Source organism: Halorubrum cibi (assembly GCF_900182635.1).
In the GTDB taxonomy this organism is placed as follows: Archaea; Halobacteriota; Halobacteria; order Halobacteriales; family Haloferacaceae; genus Halorubrum; species Halorubrum cibi.
The window spans coordinates 64,896-85,702 of the sequence record NZ_FXTD01000005.1 but is presented as its reverse complement, the minus strand read 5'-3'; the positions used below and the strand labels follow the sequence as shown (position 1 = coordinate 85,702).

The 20,807-nt window shown below is 68.5% G+C and carries 19 protein-coding genes; 12 read left to right on the top strand and 7 right to left on the bottom strand.

Annotated elements, in window-relative coordinates; all coding sequences use genetic code 11:
* The first annotated feature begins 95 nt into the window (after positions 1–95).
* The 3 genes from FN829_RS07850 (at position 96) to prs (ending at position 3,217) form a co-directional block, all read left to right on the top strand.
* Positions 96–305: a DUF1328 family protein gene (locus FN829_RS07850; RefSeq protein ID WP_142986434.1), complete on the top strand. Its 210-nt coding sequence runs from the start codon at positions 96–98 to the stop codon at positions 303–305.
* Between the two features lie 424 nt (positions 306–729).
* Entirely contained in the window at positions 730–2,100 is a 1,371-nt protein-coding gene (serS, locus tag FN829_RS07845; protein WP_142986433.1) for a serine--tRNA ligase, read from the top strand.
* 241 nt (positions 2,101–2,341) lie between these two features.
* Entirely contained in the window at positions 2,342–3,217 is an 876-nt protein-coding gene (gene prs, locus FN829_RS07840; protein WP_142986432.1) for a ribose-phosphate diphosphokinase, read from the top strand.
* Positions 3,218–3,322: 105 nt separating this feature from the next.
* Here prs and FN829_RS07835 read toward each other — a convergent pair whose 3' ends face one another.
* Entirely contained in the window at positions 3,323–4,717 is a 1,395-nt protein-coding gene (locus FN829_RS07835; protein ID WP_142986431.1) for a response regulator, read from the bottom strand.
* Positions 4,718–4,814: 97 nt separating this feature from the next.
* Here FN829_RS07835 and FN829_RS07830 point away from each other — a divergent pair, with 97 nt between their 5' ends.
* The 3 genes from FN829_RS07830 to FN829_RS07820 all read left to right on the top strand — a co-directional run bounded on the left by FN829_RS07830 (position 4,815) and on the right by FN829_RS07820 (position 8,183).
* Positions 4,815–5,483 carry a MarR family winged helix-turn-helix transcriptional regulator gene (locus FN829_RS07830; protein WP_221929827.1) on the top strand — a complete coding sequence of 223 codons (669 nt, stop codon included), beginning with the start codon at positions 4,815–4,817 and terminating at the stop codon, positions 5,481–5,483.
* Positions 5,484–5,579: 96 nt separating this feature from the next.
* Positions 5,580–6,617, top strand: coding sequence for an ATP-binding protein (locus tag FN829_RS07825; protein WP_142986430.1), 1,038 nt, complete (start codon positions 5,580–5,582; stop codon positions 6,615–6,617).
* A gap of 42 nt (positions 6,618–6,659) precedes the next feature.
* Positions 6,660–8,183, top strand: coding sequence for a replication factor C large subunit (locus FN829_RS07820; protein WP_142986429.1), 1,524 nt, complete (start codon positions 6,660–6,662; stop codon positions 8,181–8,183).
* Here the strand turns inward: FN829_RS07820 and FN829_RS07815 are convergent.
* Complete coding sequence (locus FN829_RS07815; protein WP_142986428.1) at positions 8,180–9,340, bottom strand: sensor histidine kinase; 1,161 nt, start codon at positions 9,338–9,340, stop codon at positions 8,180–8,182. The genes FN829_RS07820 and FN829_RS07815 overlap by 4 nt on opposite strands.
* A gap of 265 nt (positions 9,341–9,605) precedes the next feature.
* On the opposite strand from FN829_RS07815, the gene FN829_RS07810 reads away from it, so the two are divergent.
* A complete protein-coding gene (locus FN829_RS07810; protein ID WP_142986427.1) occupies positions 9,606–10,691 on the top strand; it encodes an alcohol dehydrogenase catalytic domain-containing protein in 1,086 nt (361 codons plus the stop codon).
* A gap of 12 nt (positions 10,692–10,703) precedes the next feature.
* On the opposite strand, the gene FN829_RS07805 is transcribed toward FN829_RS07810, so the two are convergent.
* Positions 10,704–11,543: a COX15/CtaA family protein gene (locus FN829_RS07805; RefSeq protein WP_142986581.1), complete on the bottom strand. Its 840-nt coding sequence runs from the start codon at positions 11,541–11,543 to the stop codon at positions 10,704–10,706.
* A 159-nt stretch (positions 11,544–11,702) separates the two neighbouring features.
* Positions 11,703–12,158 (bottom strand): DUF5814 domain-containing protein, encoded by a 456-nt coding sequence (locus tag FN829_RS07800; RefSeq protein ID WP_142986426.1) that lies wholly within the window; start codon positions 12,156–12,158, stop codon positions 11,703–11,705.
* An 89-nt stretch (positions 12,159–12,247) separates the two neighbouring features.
* Here FN829_RS07800 and FN829_RS07795 point away from each other — a divergent pair, with 89 nt between their 5' ends.
* Positions 12,248–12,844, top strand: coding sequence for a hypothetical protein (locus FN829_RS07795; RefSeq protein WP_142986425.1), 597 nt, complete (start codon positions 12,248–12,250; stop codon positions 12,842–12,844).
* Between the two features lie 31 nt (positions 12,845–12,875).
* On the opposite strand, the gene FN829_RS07790 is transcribed toward FN829_RS07795, so the two are convergent.
* The 3 genes from FN829_RS07790 to FN829_RS07780 all read right to left on the bottom strand — a co-directional run bounded on the left by FN829_RS07790 (position 12,876) and on the right by FN829_RS07780 (position 15,969).
* A complete protein-coding gene (locus FN829_RS07790; protein ID WP_142986424.1) occupies positions 12,876–14,720 on the bottom strand; it encodes an SLC13 family permease in 1,845 nt (614 codons plus the stop codon).
* 149 nt (positions 14,721–14,869) lie between these two features.
* The gene (gene eif1A / locus FN829_RS07785) at positions 14,870–15,154 is read right to left on the bottom strand and encodes a translation initiation factor eIF-1A (protein ID WP_066417331.1); all 285 of its coding nucleotides are present in this window, start codon (positions 15,152–15,154) and stop codon (positions 14,870–14,872) included.
* Positions 15,155–15,285: 131 nt separating this feature from the next.
* The gene (locus FN829_RS07780) at positions 15,286–15,969 is read right to left on the bottom strand and encodes an AAA family ATPase (protein ID WP_246066476.1); all 684 of its coding nucleotides are present in this window, start codon (positions 15,967–15,969) and stop codon (positions 15,286–15,288) included.
* Between FN829_RS07780 and FN829_RS16370 the strand changes: the two genes are divergently transcribed.
* The 4 genes from FN829_RS16370 (at position 15,946) to FN829_RS07765 (ending at position 20,800) form a co-directional block, all read left to right on the top strand.
* The gene (locus tag FN829_RS16370; protein WP_281286053.1) at positions 15,946–16,071 is read left to right on the top strand and encodes a hypothetical protein; all 126 of its coding nucleotides are present in this window, start codon (positions 15,946–15,948) and stop codon (positions 16,069–16,071) included. The two genes, FN829_RS07780 and FN829_RS16370, sit on opposite strands and share 24 nt — an antisense overlap.
* 136 nt (positions 16,072–16,207) lie before the next feature.
* Complete coding sequence (locus FN829_RS07775; RefSeq protein WP_142986422.1) at positions 16,208–16,693, top strand: Lrp/AsnC family transcriptional regulator; 486 nt, start codon at positions 16,208–16,210, stop codon at positions 16,691–16,693.
* 146 nt (positions 16,694–16,839) lie between these two features.
* Positions 16,840–18,324: a proton-conducting transporter transmembrane domain-containing protein gene (locus FN829_RS07770; RefSeq protein WP_142986421.1), complete on the top strand. Its 1,485-nt coding sequence runs from the start codon at positions 16,840–16,842 to the stop codon at positions 18,322–18,324.
* Complete coding sequence (locus tag FN829_RS07765; RefSeq protein ID WP_142986420.1) at positions 18,314–20,800, top strand: DUF2309 domain-containing protein; 2,487 nt, start codon at positions 18,314–18,316, stop codon at positions 20,798–20,800. Before FN829_RS07770 ends, FN829_RS07765 begins: the two co-directional genes overlap by 11 nt.
* Positions 20,801–20,807 lie beyond the last annotated feature (7 nt).

Here is a 20,807-nt window from a genome sequence, read left to right as displayed (position 1 = left end):
CCACGAGCCGTTATAATCACCCTTAGACACCGGGGTGTCCAACGATCGACCGATACGGATCCCCTAACTAAGTGGGTGGGAAGGAAGGGTCGGACATGGGAATCACCCAGACGGTTTACGACGGAGCTCTAAGCGTCCCCCTACAGTTCGGCGGGGATCTGATCGAACTGGCGATCCTCTTTCTCGTCCTCGCGATCATCGCGGCGGTCGCCGGTGCCAGCGGAGTCGCCGGGCTGAGTATGAACATCGCGAAGTGGCTCGTCATCGTCTTCATCGTGCTCGCCATCGTCACGTTCGTTCTCTGAGCCGGAACCGGTCGAGGTGGATCCTATGGAAACCGTGGTTCCGTTGAAACCCTCTTTTTCGGATATGAAACGACGTGAAACGGTCGTCATAGCGTCCATGCGAACTGATCGGCCCGCGCAGTCCCAGAGGGATCTTTGAGCCGATGTGTTATTCAGGTTGTACACTTGAAAACAGGCATGATCGGTACAGGAACCCTTATTATCGCAATTACGTTCACCGTTGTGATGATGCTGACTTTAGCTATGCTGCTACGATTGCTGAAGAATTCTCGTGCGCTGTGAGCCCTCTTTACTGAACGATTCACTCACCCATGAGAACGGTCCTCCGACGCCTTTCGGTATCGGTAGATCGTTCCGGGTGTTCCGACGGGATGCCCGCGACGCTCCGATACGGTTTTGGCCCGGCCGCCGGAACGACCGGTAGATGCTGTCCCGACAGTTCGTCCGGGAGAACCCCGAGACCGTCCGCGAGGCGCTCGAGAACAAGGGCGTCGACGTGGACCTCGACCGGATACTCGACGTCGACGAGGAGTGGCGCGAGCTCAAACGCCGCGGCGATGACCTGCGCCACGAGCGCAACGAGGTCTCCTCGCGGATCGGCGACCTCAAGGCCGACGGCGAGGAGGAGGCGGCCCAGGAGGCGATCGAGCGCTCCGGGGCGCTCAAATCGGAGCTTCAGGGGATCGAGGAGCGCGCAGAGGAGTTGGAGGCCGAGCTCGAGGAGTCGCTGCTCGAACTCCCGCAGATCCCCCACGAATCGGTCCCGGTCGGCGCGGACGAGTCGGAGAACGAGGAGGTGCGCCGGGAGGGCTTCGACGACCTGCGTGAGCTTCCCGAGTCGGTCGAGCCCCACTACGACCTGGGCGAGGAGTTGGAGATCCTCGACTTCGAGCGCGGCGCGAAGGTCGCCGGCGGCGGCTTCTACGTCGCGAAGGGCGACGGCGCGCGCTTGGAACACGCGCTGATCCAGTTCATGCTCGACGTTCACCGCGAGCAGGGATATACCGACGTCTTCCCGCCGATCCCGGTCAACTCCGCGTCGATGCGCGGGACCGGCCAGCTCCCGAAGTTCACCGAGGACGCCTACCGCGTCGAGGGGACGAACGAGGACGCCTACGACGACGAGGACCTCTGGCTGCTCCCGACCGCCGAGGTCCCCGTCACGAACCTCCACCGCGAGGAGATCTTACTCGGCGAGGACCTCCCTCTCAAGTACCAGGCATACACGCCGAACTTCAGACAGGAGGCGGGCGAACACGGCACGGAGACCCGCGGGATCGTCCGCGTCCACCAGTTCAACAAGGTGGAGATGGTGAACTTCGTGCGGCCCGAGGAGAGCTACGAACGATTCGAGGGACTCGTCGACGAGGCCGAGGAGGTGCTCCGGCGGCTCGAGTTGCCCTACCGCGTCCTGGAGATGTGTACCGGCGACCTCGGGTTCACGCAGGCGAAGAAGTACGACCTCGAGGTGTGGGCGCCCGCCGACGACATGGACGAGGGTCCCGCCGAGGGCGGCCGCTGGCTCGAGGTCTCCTCCGTCTCGAACTTCGAGGACTTCCAGGCGCGCCGCGCTCGGATTCGGTTCCGCGAGGAGCACCACGAGTCCGCCGAGTTCCTCCACACGCTCAACGGCTCCGGGCTCGCGGTCCCGCGGATCGTCGTCGCCATTCTGGAGTACTACCAGAACGACGACGGCACCGTGACCGTCCCCGAACCGCTGCGGCCGTACATGGGCGGCACGGAGGTCATCGAAGGTCACGACGCGGTCGGCGAGAGCAAACTCGGCGACGGGTAGACCGATCGGGTCCCGCCGAACTCCTCCGTAGTCTGCGGGTCGGTTCCGGTCGCGATCGACGTGGCCACCGCGTTCGTCGTGGGGTTCTCGCGAGCGGCTCTCTCGTGTACGTGCCGGCCGTGTACGTCCCGAGGGATACCGGTCACGCGTCGGCGTATCGGCGGATCGGTGGATCGGTGGATCGGCAGATCGGCGGCGGAGTACAGAAACTGGTTTACCGGTGTCGGCGGAACGGGCGCGTATGATCGTACCCGGATCGAGTTCGCAACTGCTCGCGGCCGCGCTCGCCGAGGAGACGGGTCGCCCGCTCGCGACCGCGACGTACGACCGCTTCCCGGACGGCGAGGGCCTCGCCGCAGTCCCGGATTTCGACGGCGAGGAGGCGGTCGTCGTCGCGTCGACGGACTCCGACGAGGCGTGGGTCGAGCTCCTCCAGTTACAGGACGCCGTCCGCGAGGCCGGCGCGGAGCGCGTGACGACCGTGGTGCCGTACATGGGATACGCTAGACAGGACGAGTCGTTCCGGGACGGCCAACCCGTCTCCGCTCGGGCGATGGCGCGGTCGGTGTCGACCGGGACCGACCGCGTGGTGCTCGTCAATCCGCACGAGCCGACCGTGGCCGACTTCTACGACGTGCCGGTCGAGACCGTCGACGCGGCGGGCGTCCTCGCCGCCCCGCTCTCCGATCTGCGAGATCCGCTCTTTCTCGCGCCCGACGAGGGAGCGATCGGGATCGCCGAGACCGTCAGAGACGCGTACGGCGGCGGCGAGACGGACCACTTCGAGAAGCACCGCGACCGCGGGACGGGCGACGTCGAGGTGTCTCCCTCCGACGCTTCCGCCGCCGACCGCGACGTCGTCGTCGTCGACGACATCGTCGCCACCGGATCGACGATGAGCGAGGCGGTCGACGTGTTGCGAGCGCGCGGCGCCGAGCGGGTCGTCGCCGCCTGCGTCCACCCCATGCTGGCTGCGAACGCGGTGACGAAGCTGCGGGCCGCCGGCGTCGACCGGATCGTCGGCACCGACACGATCGAGCGAGGCTGTAGCGTCGTCAGCGCCGCGCCGGTCATCGCGGAGGCGCTCGCCGCCGGGGCGCTCACACGGGAGCGGTGAGCGGAGTTTCACGGTGGGGCAGTGAGCGGAGTTTCACGGTGGGGCAGTGAGCGGAGTTTCACGCCGGAGCGGTGGGCGTGAAACCGCGGACCGTCGTCCGAGAGCTCACCCCGCCCGCGGCGACTCCTCCGTCTCCACGCCGGTGACCTCGAACCTGGCTCCGCCGTCCGCGCCCTCGACGACGCGAATCTCCCACCGGTGGACGTCGACGATCCCGTCGACGATGGAGAGGCCGTATCCGGGGCTGTCGATGTCGGTCGAGAAGCCGGACTCGAACACGTCCTCCCGGTGTTTGGGCGAGATCCCGCTCCCGTCGTCCTGGACGAAGAACCCGCCCTCGAGACGACCGACGCGGACCTCGTCGGCGTCGCCGTGGTCGAGGGCGTTCCAGAACAGGTTCTCGAACAGCCGCTGAAGCTGGCTCTCGTACGCCCGGAGGAGGACGTCGTCGTCGATCTCGAGGGTCGCTCCGTCGTCGGTGACCGTCTCCCAAGAGTCGGTCGCGATCTCCCGGAGGGAGACCGTCGACAGGTCCAACTCGTCGCCGCGGGCGGCGTGAAGCAGTTCGTTGATGAGGTTCCGCATCCGGTTGTGCGCCTGTGCGACCTCCTCGAGGTGGTCGAAGTCTCCCGTTTCCTGGGCCAACCGGAGGTTTCCCTCGGCGACGGTGAGCGGGTTCCGGAGGTCGTGTGAGACGGTGCTCGCGAACGACTCCAACAGCTCGTTTCGGTACTGTAGCTGCTGTTCGCGCTCCTTCGACTTCGTGACGTCCCGCGAGTGGACGGACAGCCCCTCGTCGGTCGGATAGGCGCGAACCTCGACCCAGTAGTCGTACGGCGGAGGACTCCGGGTCTCGAACTCCGCGGGCTCTCGCGACGCCATCGCCTCGCGGTACCGCTCGTACGCCTCCGTCCCGACGGCCTCGGGAAAGACGTCCCAGAGCGATTCACCGAGGACGTCCTCGACCGGCGTGCCCGTTCGATCGACCATCTCGTGGTTCCAGTACCGGACCGTCCAGTCCTCGTCCACGAGGTAGAACCCGTCGACCCGCTCGTACAACTCGAGGAGTCGCTCGCGGGTGACCCGGGCCTGTCGTGCCGATCGTCGCCGCTTGACCGCGTGCTGGACTCGGTTCGCGAGCCGCTCGTACACCTCCGATCCGCCCTTTCGAACGTAGGAGGTCGCTCCCGCGTCGACGGCCTTCGACGCGACGGTCTCGCTACCCTCTCCCGTGAAGAGGAAGAAAGGGAGGTTCGGATACACCTCACGGACTGCCCGCAAAAAGGAGACGCCGTCGATCCCCGGCATCCGGTAGTCGCTGACGACGCAGTCGAACGGCGCGCTCTCGAGGCGATCGATGCCCGCCTCCGCCGACGGTTCCGTCGCGACGGAAAAACGGGAGTCGATCCGTTCGAGGTACGTCGAGACCAGCTCTCGCATCGACGGATCGTCGTCGACACAGAGGATCCGGATCGGCCGATCGCGGTCGCTGGCACACATGATGCACGAGATTTCGAGAACGACGATTCAAAAAAATGGTGGTATGTAGTTGGTATATAACAGCAGCTACATTTCCGTCGAGACCCTACCCTCACAGATGGGCGATACCGACGAGATGTCGGACATCCGGGCATATATCCGGAGTTCGAAATATCGACTCACCGTCCTCGAACACCTCTTCGATCGGGGGGACGCGACGCCGACGGAGATCGCCGAACGCGCCGACGTCAGGCAGCCCCACGTCTCGCGGGCGCTCTCGGAACTCGAGGACCGCGACGTGGTCGAACTCCGCGTCTCGGAGTCGCGGCGGGTCAAACGATACTACGGTCTCACGGAGCGAGGGAGAGACGTCTGGTCCGTAATCCGAGAGAACGCGGAGTCGATCGAGTGGTTCTCCGCGGAGCCGTCCGGTCCGGCGATGCGGTCCGTGGTCGAGTTGGCCCGAGAGGAGTTCGGGGACTACTTGCGGCTCGTCGTCGCGTTCGACGGCGAGACGGTGCGGATCCTCCACGACGAGGACGACGTGCTCGCGGATTACTCCGACGAGGAGTTCGAACGAGGGGCGCGAAACCTCCTCTTGGAGCACTCGATAGAGACGCTGGAGCTGTCCGATCAGGAGTGCTGGTCGGAGGTCATGCGTTTCGGGAGCTTCTCCGTTCTCAAGGTGTTGTACGGCGACGGTCAGCGGGTGATGATATCCTTCGAGAACGACCACGACGTCCGCGTTCCGTCGTTCTCGGAGGACGTCGTCTCCCTGCTCTCGTGATCGGTCGATCGTCCGCGAGAACCGGTCGCCGACCCGAGACGATCACATACCAGCCGCATACCGATCCTATTCAAACGTCGGCGGCGAAGGCCGCGTATGACCGGGGAGCTCCCAGCCGCGTTCGACGACCTCGAGAGGAGCGTGCTGTTGCTCGATCCGAACGGGGATCCGACCGATCAGAACGCCGCCGCCGCGGACTTCCTCGGCTACTCCCACGAGCGACTCGAGGAGTGTACGCTCGCGACCCTGATCCCGGGACGGACCGCGATCACGGCCGATGACGTCCGGGACGCGCTGACGCGCGTCCGTGACGGGAAGACGGTCTCCTTCGAGTGGCAGATACGACGCGCCGACGGCGAACACCGGTGGGTGTCGGCCACGTTGAGCCCGGCCCGCTTCTCGGACCGCCCCGCCTCGGTCCTCGTCGAACTCAGCGACCTGACCGAGTACAAGGCCCGCGGTCGCCGGCTCCAGTTGCTGTACCGGGTGCTCCGTCACGACCTCCGAAACGACATGAGCGTGATCCAGGGGTACGCATCGAACCTGGAGCGAGCCATCGAGGCGGACGACCTCGAGGAGCAGATCCAGGTGATCAGACGGACCGCCGCGAAGGTCGGCGGGTTCAGCGAGTCGGTGGCGTACCTCGAACGGCTCATCGAGGAGGACGCGACGGAACGGCGGCGGATCGACGTGGCCGACCTCGTCACCGAGGCGATCGAGAACGTCCGACGGAAGTACCCGGAGGCGGCGGTCGAGACGGAGCTGGCGGACGGGCTGTGGATCAGCGCCGACGAGGGGCTGAAACTCGCGGTCGAACACACCCTCGACAACGCGGTCCGACACAACGGTTCGGACGCGGCTCACGTAACGGTGCGGACGAGCGTCGACTCGAGCGGTTCGTACGTCCACGTCCACGTCCTCGACGACGGACCGGGGATCCCGGAGATGGAGTTGAACGCGCTCGAGGGCGGCGTCTCGAGCGTGGACCACGGCCAGGGGCTCGGCCTCTGGCTCATCAAGCGCTGTACCGAGTCGCTCGGCGGGTCCGTCTCGATCGAGGAGCGCGAAGGCGGCGGGACCCGCGTGACACTCGCGCTCCCGCGTCTCGACGAGGTCGACGCCGACGAGGAGTAACGCTCCGCAACCACTAAACGGCGCTCGCGCCTCCCTCCGGTAATGGCCGATTGGACGGAGCGGTACCGCCCGAGCACGCTCTCGGAGGTCCGCGGCAACGACAAGGCCCGCGACGCCTTCGCGGAGTGGGCGCGCTCGTGGGACGACCACCGCGAGGCCGTCATCCTCCACGGAAGCCCCGGCGTCGGGAAGACGAGCGCGGCGCACGCGCTCGCGAGCGACATGGGCTGGGAGACGGTGGAGCTGAATGCCTCCGACCAGCGGACCGCCGACGTGATAGAGCGGTTCGCCGGGCGGGCCGCGCGCAACGCCACGCTCGGCGGGAGCGCGGCCGGCGGCGGCGCGAGCGGCGGCGACACGGCCTCCAGACAGCTCGTGATCTTGGACGAGGCCGACAACATCCACGGCAACTACGACCGGGGCGGAGCCTCCGCGATCACGAAGCTGGTCAAGGAGTCGGGCCAGCCCATCGTGCTCATCGCCAACGAGTTCTACGACATCTCGCGCGGGCTGCGGAACGCGTGTCGGGACATCGAGTTCCGCGACGTCTCCGCGCGCTCCATCGTTCCCGTCCTGCGCGACGTCTGCCGCAAGGAGGGGATCGAGTTCGAGTCCGACGCGCTCCAGCGGATCGCCGAGCGAAACCGCGGCGACCTTCGCGGCGCGATAAACGACCTCCAGGCCGCCTGCGAGGGCCGGTCGTCGATCGCGGTCGAGGACGTCGTCACCGCCGATCGCGACAAGGCGATGGGGATCTTCCCGTTCCTCGATGCGGTCCTCAAAGAGGAGTCCGCGGAGGAGTCGCTCCGGTCGGCGTACGCGGTCGACGAGACGCCGGACGACCTCACGAAGTGGATCGAGGACAACATGCTCGACGTGTACGACGCCGGCGAGGCGACCCGCGCGTACGACTTCCTCGCGAACGCCGACGTCTGGCTGGGTCGCGTGCGCGCCAGCCAGAACTACTCCTACTGGCGGTACGCCACCGACAACGCGGCCGCGGGCGTCGCCGCCGCCCGCGACGGGACCAAGGGCGGGTGGACCCGGTACGGCCGCCCGCAGTTCTGGCCCTCCTCCGATTCGACCGCCGACGAGGTAGTGGGGAAGATCGCCGAGGCGAGCGGCTGTAGCGTCGCGACCGCCCGCCGCGAGGTGTTACCGTTCCTCTCCGCGGTCACTCACCACTGTAAACCACGCGATCTGACCGTGGCGATGGCGGCCGCCTACGACCTCGACGAGGCCGGCGTGGCGTTCGTCACCGGCTCCGGGGAGTCGACGAACAAGGTGGAGTCGATCGTCGAGGACGCGCGGGAACGCCGCGAGGAGCGCATGGCCGATCACGCGGAGGGGGCGTTCGCCGGCGGGGCGGCACGCGCGGACGACTCGCTCGACGCGGGCGACGATGCCGCCCCCGACCGCGAGGGGCGCGAAGCCGGATCGGCCGCCGACGGCACGGCGGACGACGGCGGACCGAACGGTGGAGGACCGAACGACCGAAGTGCCGCCGACGAGGACGTCGACGCCGAAGACGACGACGGCCAGTCGGGGCTGAGCGACTTCGTTTAGTCGACGGAGCGTGGGGTCGTATCGCCGGCCGTCGCCCCGCTCGCGGTTCCGTCGTCTGCGGCCTCGTCGCCCGTATCCTCACCCCCCGTATCCTCGTCGCACGCGGTCTCTCCCGTCTCCTCGTGCGTTTCGACGCCGGTGAACTCGAATCGGGCACCGCCGGCGCGGCTCTCGGCCACGGAGACGGACCAGCCGTGCGCCTCGGCGATCCGCTCGACGATGGCGAGCCCGAATCCCGTTCCCTCCTCCGCGGTCGTGTGGCCGGGTTCGAACACCAGCTCGCGGTCGTCTTCGGGTACTCCCGGTCCGTCGTCGGCGACGTAGAACCCGTCGTCGGTCCGGCCGACGAAGACGCGGACGCCGTCGGAGGCGGCTCGACGATCGCCGGTCTCGTCCCCGTCGCGGGGCGCCGTGTCCGGGTCCGGGTCGACCTCGGCGTCAGAGCCGTGTTCGATCGCGTTCCGAAAGAGGTTCTCGAGGGCCTGTCGAAGCCGACTGTGGTCGCACTCGATCCGCGGCAGCGGGTCCTCGACGACCAGCCCCGCGTTCGCCGCCCGCCCGACCGTCGCCCACGCCCGGTCGACGACGATCCGGAGGTCGGTCTCGGCGGTCGACTCGACGGAGCGCCCCTCGCGGGCGAGAGAGAGCAGGTCGGAGATGAGGTCGTCCATCCGGTCCAGCGCGTCGTGGGCGCGATCGATCCGTTCGACCGCGTCGTCCCCGTCGAACTCGCGGGCCAACTCGAGGTTGCCGACCGCGACCGAAAGCGGGTTTCGGAGGTCGTGGCTCACGACGCTCGCGAACTCCTCGAGCCGCTCGCGCTGCTGTTCGAGCCGGCGCTGTCTCTCGATCCGCTCGTAGGCGGGGAACAGGTAACCGATCACGTCCCCCGCCTCGGTGCGTCGACCGTGCTCGTGGATCCACGTGGGATCGGTACCATCGCGGACGATGCGGTAGGCGACGTCGACGTCGCCGTCGACGAGCTCCTCACGCAGGCGATCGCGATCCTCGGGGTGGACCGCCTCGAGCCACGACTCGAGCGGGAGGTCCTCGACCGGAAGCTCCGGGTCCCCGGAGGACTCGAGCACGACTCGGGCGGGATCGCCCTCCGATCGTCGATAGGCGACTCCCGGTCGCGGGTCGGCTCGAGGAGACATGTGTCACGGGGTTCATTCGTGAACCGACATAAAGTTTGTCTGAACAACATGTATCGGACGGATATCTCACTGACAGAGAACGTAGGATTAACGGTCTTCTCTCCGGAATTTCCGGGATGTCGCAGTTGAACGGGGACGACGTTCGACGGCGGACCTCTCCGATCCGTTAGACGTGTCGGTCGATCGCGGTCGCGTCGGAGCGGACGGCGGGATCGATCCGCGCCGGGGACACAACACGTATCACACCGGACGACGACCTCCCACCATGCGCGCGGCCGTCCTACGCGAGTACGGCGAGGAGTTGGCGATCCGAGACCTCCCAGAGCCGGAGCCGGGGCCGGACGACGCGGTCGTCCGCGTCGACGCCTGCGGGGTCTGTCGGAGCGACTGGCACGCCTGGAAGGGCCACGGCGAGTGGGCCGACGACCTGGTCCCGCGCGGGCAGGTGCTCGGCCACGAGCCCGCCGGCGAGGTCGTCGCCGTCGGCGACGCGGTCGATCGGTTCACTCCCGGAGACCGCGTCGTCGTTCCCTTCTCGCTCGGCGACGGGACGTGCCCGCACTGCCGGCGCGGCCACGGCAACGTCTGTGCGGACGGGAACGCCCTCGGCTTCGAGCCCGACGCGCCCGGCGCGTTCGCCGAGCGGGTCGCCGTCCCCCGCGCCGACTACAACCTCGTCGAGCGGCCGGCGTGGCTGCCCGCCCGCGACGCCGCCGCGCTCGGCTGTCGGTACATGACCGCCTATCACGCGCTCTTAGAGCGCGCCGGGATCTCCGGCGGCGACCGGGTAGCAGTCCACGGCTGCGGCGGCGTCGGGCTCTCGGCGGTCCAGATCGCGGCCGCCGTCGGCGCGCGCGTCGTCGCGGTCGACGTCGACGACGACGCGCTCTCGCGGGCCGCGGACCTCGGCGCGTCGGAGACGGTGCTGGCGGGCGGGGGAGAGACCACGGACCCGGAGGAGACCGCGTCCGTCCCCGAGCGGATCCGCTCGCTCACCGACGGCGGCGTCGACGTCTCAGTCGACGCGCTGGGGATCGCGGAGACGTGTCGCAACTCCGTCCGGTCCGTCCGTCCGCGCGGGACCCACGTCCAGGTCGGGTTGACCACGGAGGCCGAGCGCGGCGAGGTGTCGCTGCCGACCGACTGGATGACACGCTGGGAGGTGTCGTTTCTCGGCGCGCGCGGCATGCCGCCGACGAACTACGACGACCTCTTCGCGCTCGTCGAGGCGACCGGGATCGATCCCGGCTCGCTCGTGACGCGGGAACTGTCGTTGTCGGAGGTATCGGACCGGCTCGCCGCGATGGACGACTACGACGTGCGTGGCGTCGAGGTCGTCACGGAGTTCTGATCGCCGCAGCCGTTAGTCGCCGCCGACCGGGGTCGATCTCCCGGTCGTGGCGTCGGCTCCTCGAAGCACCCATGCCGCGCTCGCGGCGAGCGCGAGCGCGAGCGCGAGCGCGACGAGGTTCGCCCGCTGCCACGCGACGGTGTACAGGACCAGGTCACGGCCGAGAAGCAGAGTGACGACGAGTGTGCCCATCGAGCTGGCCGCGAGCCGACGAACCGTCCGCGCGGTCGAGGCGTCGACCCCCGACACCGCCCCCTCCTTCGCCTCGGTCGCGACGACGAGAGTCGCGACGAGCCCGAGGTGCGCGCTCAGGCCGGCGATGTAGAAGGCAGCCTGCCCCCCCGGCGAGTAGGTCAGGAGCGGCACCGCTCGGGAGAAGACGGCGCTCGCGAGGATCCCCGCGACCGCGACGCCGAGCGCGACACGGAGAAGTCGAGCGGACGCGGGCCGGTCGCCACCCCACACCGTCGTCAGGCCGAGCAGCGTGAAGATACACAGCGCGACGATCAGGTGGGCGGCGTGCGTCGACACCGTGTACCCGCCGGGGACGAGCCCGCCGATCGTGACGGTGATCGCGCCGACCGCGATCTGGACCGGGAGGATCGCGACCGCGAGCGTCGCCGCGATCCGGGTCCGCCGGTCGAGCGAGTCGATCCAACTCCACCCGGCCACGCCGATGATCAGGAAGCCGGTGACCATGGCCCATACGCGGTGGAACCACTCGATGAAGTCGGGGTTGATCGTCATCGCGGGGATGAGCTGGTCCGAACAGAGCGGCCACTGGGCCTGACACGCCAGTCCGGACCCCGTCGCCGCGGTGTAGACGCCGAGCGCGAACAGCGTCAGCGTCATCCCCGTCGTCGCCGCCGCGTACCGCCGGAACGTCAGCCACGCGGGCCGAAGACTCATTGTCCGGGATCGGGCTCGCGCGTACTTAGACCGTTCGACCGGTCCGAGACGGTGAGAAGGGAGACATCGGTCGGAGCAACTATCGATCGGGGGAGTCAGCGTTCAACCCGAGAGCTGGTTGCGAGCCCGGCGTGCCTTCGACGACATCTCCTCGTTACCCTCGACGTCCGCGAGCGTCTCGACGGCCTCCAGCTTCCGGACCGCGTCGTCGAGGAACGACCGCACGTCGCCCGCGTACGCGTACACCATGTAGTCGTCGGTCATCACGTCGACGATCGCGCCCGGACCGAGCCCCTGCGCGCGTAACTCGAGCACGTACCGGATGAACTTCCGCTCGGGACAGCCGCAGTAGGGGTTCGACTGGCAGTCGCAATCGAGGAAGTCCTCCGCGAAGTCCAATATCCGGTCGCGGGTGGTCGAGTCGAGCTTCGAGAGCCCGTCGCCGGTAAAGAGCATGTCCAGCGTCGCGCCCGCGAACGCGCTCTTGGGCACGTTCGTCTCCAGCTGGGAGGCGAGCTGACGGTGGTTCTTCACGTATATCTTGTCGGTGAACGCCACGGCTTGCCTTCCGTAGGCCGTCCGGACTCAAAAGGGGCGTGGTCGCCCGTGCCGTGCGTTTAAGCGGCCGCGACGCCAACTACGGCCGAATGGCCGAGCAGTCCTCCAGGGAGGATCAGACGATCAAAACCCCGGACTCGGTGGCCGAGACGGGTGATTCGGTGGCCGCCCCGGCCGACGCCGCCGTCGACGAGGAGCTCAAGCGTCGACTCCGGGAGGCGTACCTCAACGACGAGGAGGATGCGCTCGTCGTGACCGCGGTCCGAATGGCGGGCGACGAGGTCGTGGTCGAGACCCGACCGCCACACGGGGAGACGACGCACGTCGAGCGGTTCGACGCGCCGAGACACGGCTCGCTCGAGGAGTGTACGGAGTTCCTCGGGTTCCTCGAAGCCGCGGGCGTCTCCCCGCTCGACCTCGACGACCTCGTCGGCGCGCGCGTGCCAGCGGCGTTCGACCCCGAGACGGGATGGCGGGTGGCGCGGGCAGCCGATCGGACCGGATCCGGTGACGCCGCCAGCGACGACTCCGACCCCGGAAACGCCCCGACCGCTCGGCGGGCCGTCCGGTCGGGGTGGTCGGCGACCGTCGAGTGGGTCCGCGAGTACCGCGACTGGGTGATCGCGGTCCTACTGGTCGGCGGCGAGTTGCTCTTCATCGCGCTGATCGTCGTCCTGTTCGCGTGAGTCGGAACGGTCCGCCAAGGAACCGATCGGCTCAGATCCCCCACAGAGCGACGATCCCGAGGGTCGTCACGACGGAGAGCAGGAGTTGGAGCGGGCCGCCGACGCGCAGGAAGTCGGCGAATTCGTAGCCGCCGGGGCCGTACACCATCAGGTTCGTCTGGTACCCTACGGGGGTCATGAACGAGGTCGCGGACGCGAAGGTCACGGCGAGCAGGAAGGTAAACCCGCTCGCGTCGAGCCTCGCCGCAGCGTCGACCGCGATCGGGATCATCAACACGACCGTCGCCACCGGCGTGATCACGTTCGCGAGCAGCCCCGTGACGACGTAGAACAACAGCAGCACGGCCACGAGCGGGAGGACGGAGCCGGTCGCGACGAGCCCCTCGGCGATGAGCGCGGCCCCGCCGGTCGCCTCCATGGCGAGCCCGAGCGGGATCACGCCGGCCAGGAGGAAGACGACGTTCCACGAGACCGCGTCGTAGGCGTCAGCCGAGGAGAGACAGCCCGTGACGACCATCGCGAACACCCCGCCGAGCGCGGCGATCACGATGGGGAGGACGTCGAGGGCGGCCAGCCCCACCACGGCGACCATGATCGCGACCGCGACGGGCGTCTCCGGCGAGAGCGGGGCGATCTCCTCCGGCTCATCCTCGTCGAGCCGGTCGAGCGCGTCCTCGGGGATCACGAGGAGGTCGTCGCCGTCGGCGAAGTACTCGCCCGACTCGGGCGTGGTCTGTACCAGGAGCAGGTCGCCCGCCACCAGGGGAACCTCCTCGAGGTCCGTCCGGATCAGGTCGGATCCCCGTCGGATCGCGAGCACCGTCATTCCGTGGAACGCCTCCAGACGGGACTCTGAGAGCGTCTCGCCGAGGAACTTGGACGTCTCGGGGACCACGGCCTTCCCGAGCCGGTCGGGCGAGTCCGCGTCGGCGAACGTCTCCTCGGTGACCGCGCCGCGGTCGACGCGGTCCAGATCGAACCGCCGTCGAAGCCGGTTCACCGCGGCCCGCGGGCCGTTGACGACGACCACGTCGCCGGCCCGGAACCGCTGGTCGGTCTCGGCGGCGAGGAACGTCTCCCCGTTCCGTCGGACCTGGAGCGGGGTCACGGCCGCGTCGGTCCGGTCGGCGAGCCGCTCGATCGGCCGATCGACCAGCGACGACTCCGTGGGCACCTCCAGTTCCGCCAGGAAGTCCTCGAGTTCGAACTCCTCGACGAGGTCCGCGTCGACCGGGATCCGCGCCGGGGTGAGCCACCGGCCGACGGTCATCAGGTACGCGAGCCCGACGACGAGAACCACCGTCCCGAGCGCGGTGAACTCGAACATCCCGATCGGCCCCCGGTCGAGCAGCGTGGCGGCGAACTCGCTGGCCAGCAGGTTCGTCGAGGTGCCGATCAGCGTCAGCGTACCGCCGAGGATCGCGGCGTATGAAAGCGGCAGGAGGAGCTTCGAGGGCGAGACGCCGGCCTCTCTCGCCAGGTCCGTGATCATCGGGATGAACACCGCGACGACCGGCGTGTTGTTGATGATCCCCGCGATCGGCCCGGTGGTCCCGATCGTCGCCGCCAGCGCGCGCGTCTCGCTGCCGCGAGTGAACCGCGCGAGGTGGACCCCGAGCCGCTGGACCAGCCCAGTCCGCTGGACCCCGGCGCTCAGCATGTACATCGCGACGATGGTGACCGTCGCGGTGTTCGCGAACCCGGAGATGGCCCCGCGCGCGCCGACGCCGGTCCACGGCTCTAAGGCCGCGAGTGCGACGACGATCCCGATCGCGGTGACGTCGTTGGGGATGACCTCGGAGACGAACAGCGCCAGCGCGACGCCGATCAGCGCGAAGACGACGAGCGCGGCGGTCGGAACGCCGGCGAAGAGCATGACCTACCACAGTCGGACCGGCGGTATATGATTTCGGTCACGCCGGGCGTGACCGTCGATCGGGCGTTGGACACGGCTGCCGTTCGGATGTCGGACACGGCTGCCGCTCGGACGACGGCGGTGTGACTTCGAGAAACGGGCGAGTCGTATTACTCGATGTGGCCTTCACGGCGGAGCTGATCGGCCTGGTCGTCGGTGTAGCGCCACTCGACGTTGGCCTTCTCGTCCTGCCACGACCACGGCTCCGCGAGGACGACGTCGCCCTCGTTGATCCACGTGCGATACTTCATTCGGCCGGGGATCCGCCCCAGCCGCTCCTTGCCGTCCACACACCGGAGGCGGACGTGGTTGCCGCCGAGGTGCTCGGTCACGACGGCGAACACTTCGTCATCTGAGGGCATTCGGAGGTTCCGACGCCCGGATTCTTCGCTCACGCCGTTCGGTAGGAGGCACGCCCGTATAAGTGATGGGAGACGCGAGCGCGCGAGAACCATGGGTTTCCGTGTCACGGATACTGATGGCACGGGAACGGGGTCGTCGGGGAGTTCATCCGAAGTCGACGAGTTCACTCGAATGCGACGTCGACCTGCGCGCGCGTCTCCGCCTCGTCGCCGGAGTTGTCGACGACGACCACGTCTCCGTCCGTACCGCGGGCGGCGTCGTCCGCGTCGATCCGGTCGAACGTCTCCTTGAAGTGGAGGTGGACGTCGAAGTCGGCGTCGCTTATCCCGTCGCGGCGGCGGATCCGCTCCTCGACGACGGACTCCTCGCACTCGACTTTCACGAGCGCGAACCGGGCGGCCGCGCGCTCGGCGGTCTCGCTCGCGGCCGCCCGGAACCGCTCGTCCGCGAACGTGGCGTCGAGGACGACCGACTCCCCGTCGGCCACGCGAGCGCGGGCGCGGTCGAGGAGTTCCTCGTACACCGCCTCCGTCTCCTCGGCGGCGTAGGTCGGCTCGGGAAACAGTTCCTTGCGGATCACGTCCGTGCGGAGGATCCGTCCGTCGACGTGCTCGGCTACCCGCTCCGCGACCGTCGTCTTCCCGACGCCCGGCAGCCCGCAGACGACGACGAGATCTCCCGGCCCGGATCCGTCCAGACTCATTCGAGAGGAGGGTCCGTCGAGACGTACATGAACCTTCCCTTCGGTCGTCGCGGTCGGGGTTCCCGTCCTCCCGACGGATCGAGCGAAGCCTTCAAACCGCGTCCGAGCGACCGCTCGTCCATGGACGCACTCACCTTCGAGCAGGAGACGGAGCACCTCTCGCCGTTCGTCGTCGTCGCGACGATCGCGTTGATCGCCGTCTTCGTCGTCGGGCTGATCTACCAGGCGGTCGGTCTCGTGATCTAATCCGCGACCCGCCCGCCTCCCCTCGGCGCGACAGGCCATCCCTCGGCGCAACCGGGGGTACACGCGGGAGTCGGGCGGCGAACCGGACGGTCGAACACATCAAAGAGTAAAGTGTCTCACCCGCGGAGACGACCGTATGGCCAGCAGGGAGATAGACGACGTCGACAGGGCGATCCTGTACGCGCTCCAGGAGGACGCTCGAAACGTGTCGTCCGGGGACATCGCGGAGCGGGCGGGCACCTCGGACAGCACCGTCCGAAAGCGCATCCGGCGTCTCGAGTCCGACGGCGTGATCAAGGGGTACAGCGCCAACGTCGATTATCAGCGGTCGGGGTATCCCCTCCGCATGTTGCTCTACTGTACGGCCTCGATCCCGGAACGCGGTGACCTCATACCCGACGTCCTCGCGATCGACGGCGTCGTGTCGGTCCAGGAGCTGGTCACCGGCGAGCAGAACCTCCTCGTGACGGCCGTCGGCGAGACGGACGACGACATCACGTCCGTCGCACAGGAACTCCTCGACATGGGACTCACGGTCGCCGACGAGGTCCTCGTTCGGACCCACGAGACGACGCCCTTCGGACAGTTCGACGCGGAAACCCGGACCGAAGATAACGCATAACTGTAACGTTCTATAATGCCCAATTTACGAACGGTTTGTGAATATAGATAGGCTTATACGACGTTCTGTTCTCGTGTGGGGTAGAAACGACCGGAACCGGATTCGGACTCGCCCGAGACCGGTACGGGTCGTCCCCGGACCGAATGATGTCAGGACGCACCTCGAAACCGACGGTCGGAGCGCTCCCGGACGCGACGGCGGACTCGCCGGTCGTGCCGGTCGCACTGACGTGGATCGCGTGGTCGCTGTTCGCCGCGAGCGTCGTCGTCCTCCTCGCTCGAGTCCGATTCGATGCCGCCTGGGAGATCCCCGGCGCGGTCAGGGTCGACGGTCTGACCGCGCTGATGTGGGTCGTCGTCACGTTCTTCAGCGGCGTCGTTCACAGCTACTCGCGCCGGTACATGGCCGGCAGCGAGCACGGGGTCGAGTTCTTCGGCAACGTGTTCAGCTTCACGATCGCCGTGATGGGGCTCGTGGCCGCCGACCACGTCGCCCTGTTCGCGCTCTCGTGGCTGACGATGGGTCTGGTGATGGCGCGGCTCATCGGGACGATGAAGGGCTGGAACCAGGCGCGGGTCGCCGCGAGCGTCGCCCGGCGGTACTTCCTCGCGAGCAGCGCGCTCCTCGCCGTCTCGCTGACGACGCTGTGGCACGCCACCGGCGCGACGACGGTCTCCGGCATCGCCGCGGCCGCCGACGGTCTCGGCGGCCCGGTGTGGCTCGTCGCCGCGGTCGCGCTCGTCCTCGCGGCGATGATCCAGTCCGCGCTCGTCCCGTTCCACGGCTGGCTGCTCTCCTCGATGACCGCCCCAACCCCCGCCTCGGCGCTGATGCACGCCGGGTTCGTCAACGCGGGCGGCGTCCTGTTGATCCGATTCGCCCCCGTCGTGACCGTCGACGCGACCCTCATGCTCGGCATCGTGGTCGTCGGCGCGGCGAGCGCCCTGCTCGGGAAGCTGCTCAAGACCGTCCAGACGGACGTCAAGAGCGAACTGGGCTGCTCGACGGTCGGACAGATGGGATTCATGATCATGCAGGCGGGTCTCGGCTTCTTCGGGGCCGCGGTCACCCACCTCATCCTCCACGGCTTCTACAAGGCGTACCACTTCCTCGGCGCGGGCGGACGGGTCGAACGCACCGCGCCGACGGGAAGCGAGACCCGCGAGGCAACCGCCGCGGGCGTCGCCGTGGTTCTGGCCACCGGGCTGGCGGGCGGCGTGGTGTTCGCGGCGCTCACGGGGAAGGGCACAAGCGTCGACAGCGGGCTCCTCCTCGTGGCGTTCGTCGTGCTCACCACGCTCCACGCGGCCCGCGGTGCCGTCGAACGCGCCTCGCTCCCGGCGGCGGCCCGGTACGGCGCGGTTCCGCTCGTCTTCCTTCCGGCTATCGCCGTCTACGCGCTCGTCTACGAGGCCGTCTCCGGCGTTCTGTCCGGTCTACCGGTCGTCGCGGCCCCGACCGAGCTGAGCGTCCTCCACGCACTCGTCGCGCTCGCGTTCGTCGCCGCCTACGTCGCGATCGAGGCCGGACTCCACGAACGCAGCCGGCGTCTCTACGTCGCGCTGGTGAACGCGAGCCGGCCGGCCTCGGGAACCCTGTTGACCACCACGGAGGAGTACAATGAGTACTGAGTTCGCCATCGAGGACGGCATCGAGAGGGCCGCGACCACCGTCGGATCGGTCTGGCCGATCCACTCGTTCGTGACGGCCAACCCGCTCGCGGGCTTCGAGGACGTATCGTTCGACGAGGCCGTCTCCCAGGCCTCGGACCTCTTCGGCGGCCGCGGCTATCCGAGTCCGGAGACGTTCCGGGCCGCCTTAGCGGACGGACGGATCGACCGCGAGACGCTCAAGGCGGAACTGGACGCGCGCGGCTTGGAGGACAGTCCCGAAGCCTTGTTGGAGCGCATGGATGCGGAAGCGGGGAAGCCGGTTTCCGACGTGAAGACGGCCGATCCCGGCGAAGAACCGGCCGATCCCGACGAGGATCGGGTCGACCGCGTCCTGACGAAGTGGCTGTCGGCGTTCCTCGACGAGGGCAGCGCGAAGTGGTCGATGCCGAACCGCGAGGACGGGTTCTACGACGCCTTCCGGTCGATCGCTCCCCACGACGGACGGATTCCCGACGAGGGAGTCGTCGCCGACCTCCCGGCGTCGCCGCTCGACGCCGTCGCGTCGGTACTGGAACCGTATCCCGAGAGCCAGTGGGTGCCGCTCTTCGAGGAGCAGTTCGCCGCGCTCCCCGGTTGGACCGGCCTCGTCAAACGGCGTGCCGACGACGACGGGGCGTGGCAGTCGGCGTATCCGATCACGCTCGAGGGCTACCTCGCCGTCCGCCTCGCGCTCGCGGACGGGTTCGGCGTCGACCTCAAGCCGTCGACCGGTCCCGAGGAAACGGGGACCGGAACGGGCGACGACGTCGCCGAGGCGTTCTTAAGCGCGTGGGAGGCGAGCTATCGCGGCGAGGTCGTCGAGCGCGTCGCGGCCGAAAGCGAGGCCCGCGCCGCCGACTCCACTGCCGACTCCGACGACGACGATTCCCCTACCGCCGGCGATTCGTCTCCGGACCGCCCGGACGCACAGCTGGTCTTCTGTATCGACACGCGGTCGGAGGTCATCCGGCGGCACCTCGAGGAGACCGGCGCGTACGAGACGCACGGCTACGCGGGCTTCTTCGGCGTGCCCATCGAGTACCGAGGGTACGGTTCGGACGTGTCCGTCGACGCCTGCCCACCGATCCTCGACCCGCAACACCGCATTACCGAGACTCCGACGGACGAGGACGCCCGGGCGAGTCGCGACCGCTGGTCGACCCTCCGCGAGGCCGCCGGCGGGATCGTCGAGGCGCTGAAGGGCAACCCCGCCACCGCCTTCGGCTTCGTCGAGAACGCCGGCGGGGGGTACGGGGCCGCGCTCGCGGCCCGTACGCTCGTTCCCGGCCGCGTCCGCGACCTGCTTGACGGCGTCACGGACGCGGTGCCCGACGACCACGAGTTCTGCGAGCCCGCCCTCGACCACGAGCACGTCGACGGGGGAGCGCTCCCGATCGGCCTGGCTCACGAGGAGAGAGTCGAGTACGCCGCGACCGCCTTCGATCTGATGGGATGGGAGACGTTCGGCCGGCTCGTCGTCTTCACCGGCCACGCCAGCGAGACGACCAACAACCCCTACGACTCGAGTCTGGACTGCGGCGCGTGTGCCGGCAACCCCGGCGGCCCGAACGCCCGGGTCCTCGCGGCCGTCTGTAACGACGAGCGGGTCAAGGCCGGACTCCTCGACCGCGGGTTCGACGTCCCCGAGGACACCGTCTTCCTCGCCGCCCAGCACAACACCACGACCGACGAGGTGGAGCTGTACGACGGCCACGTCCCGGAGAGCCACGCCGCCGACCTCGACCGGCTGCGCGAGGACCTCGCCGCGGCCCGCGAGCGCGCGACCGCAGAGCGCCTCGCTTCGATGGGGGCCGACGAATCCGGGGGAATCGACGAGACCGAACGCCGCGCCGCCGACTGGGCTGAGGCCCGTCCCGAGTGGGGACTGGCCGGCAATGCCGGGTTCGTGATCGGACCGCGCGAGCTGACCAGCGGGCTGGACCTCGACGGCCGCGCCTTCCTCCACTCGTACGACTGGTCGACCGATCCGGACGGCGACGCGCTCGAGGCGATCCTGGCCGGACCGATGGTCGTCACCCAGTGGATAAACGCCCAGTACTACTTCTCGACGGTCGATAACGCCGTGTACGGGAGCGGCTCGAAGGTCACCCAGAACCCCGTCGGCAACGTCGGTGTCTACCAGGGTAACGGCGGTGACCTGATGACCGGTCTTCCCCTCCAGTCGCTGATGATCGCCGACGACGAGCCCTACCACCAGCCGCTCCGGCTCTCCACGGTCGTTCACGCGCCGGTCGACCGCGTCACCGACGTCCTAGCGGACCACGAGGAACTGTCCGAACTGCTCGACAACGACTGGCTCTCGCTGACCGTCGTCGACCCGACGAAGGACCACCGCGCGTTCCACTACGAGGAGGACCTCGAGTGGACGCCGCCGGTCGAGCGCCCGGAGGCCCGAGAGAGGCCCGCGAACGCTCCCGCGGTCGCGGACGACTGATCCCGGC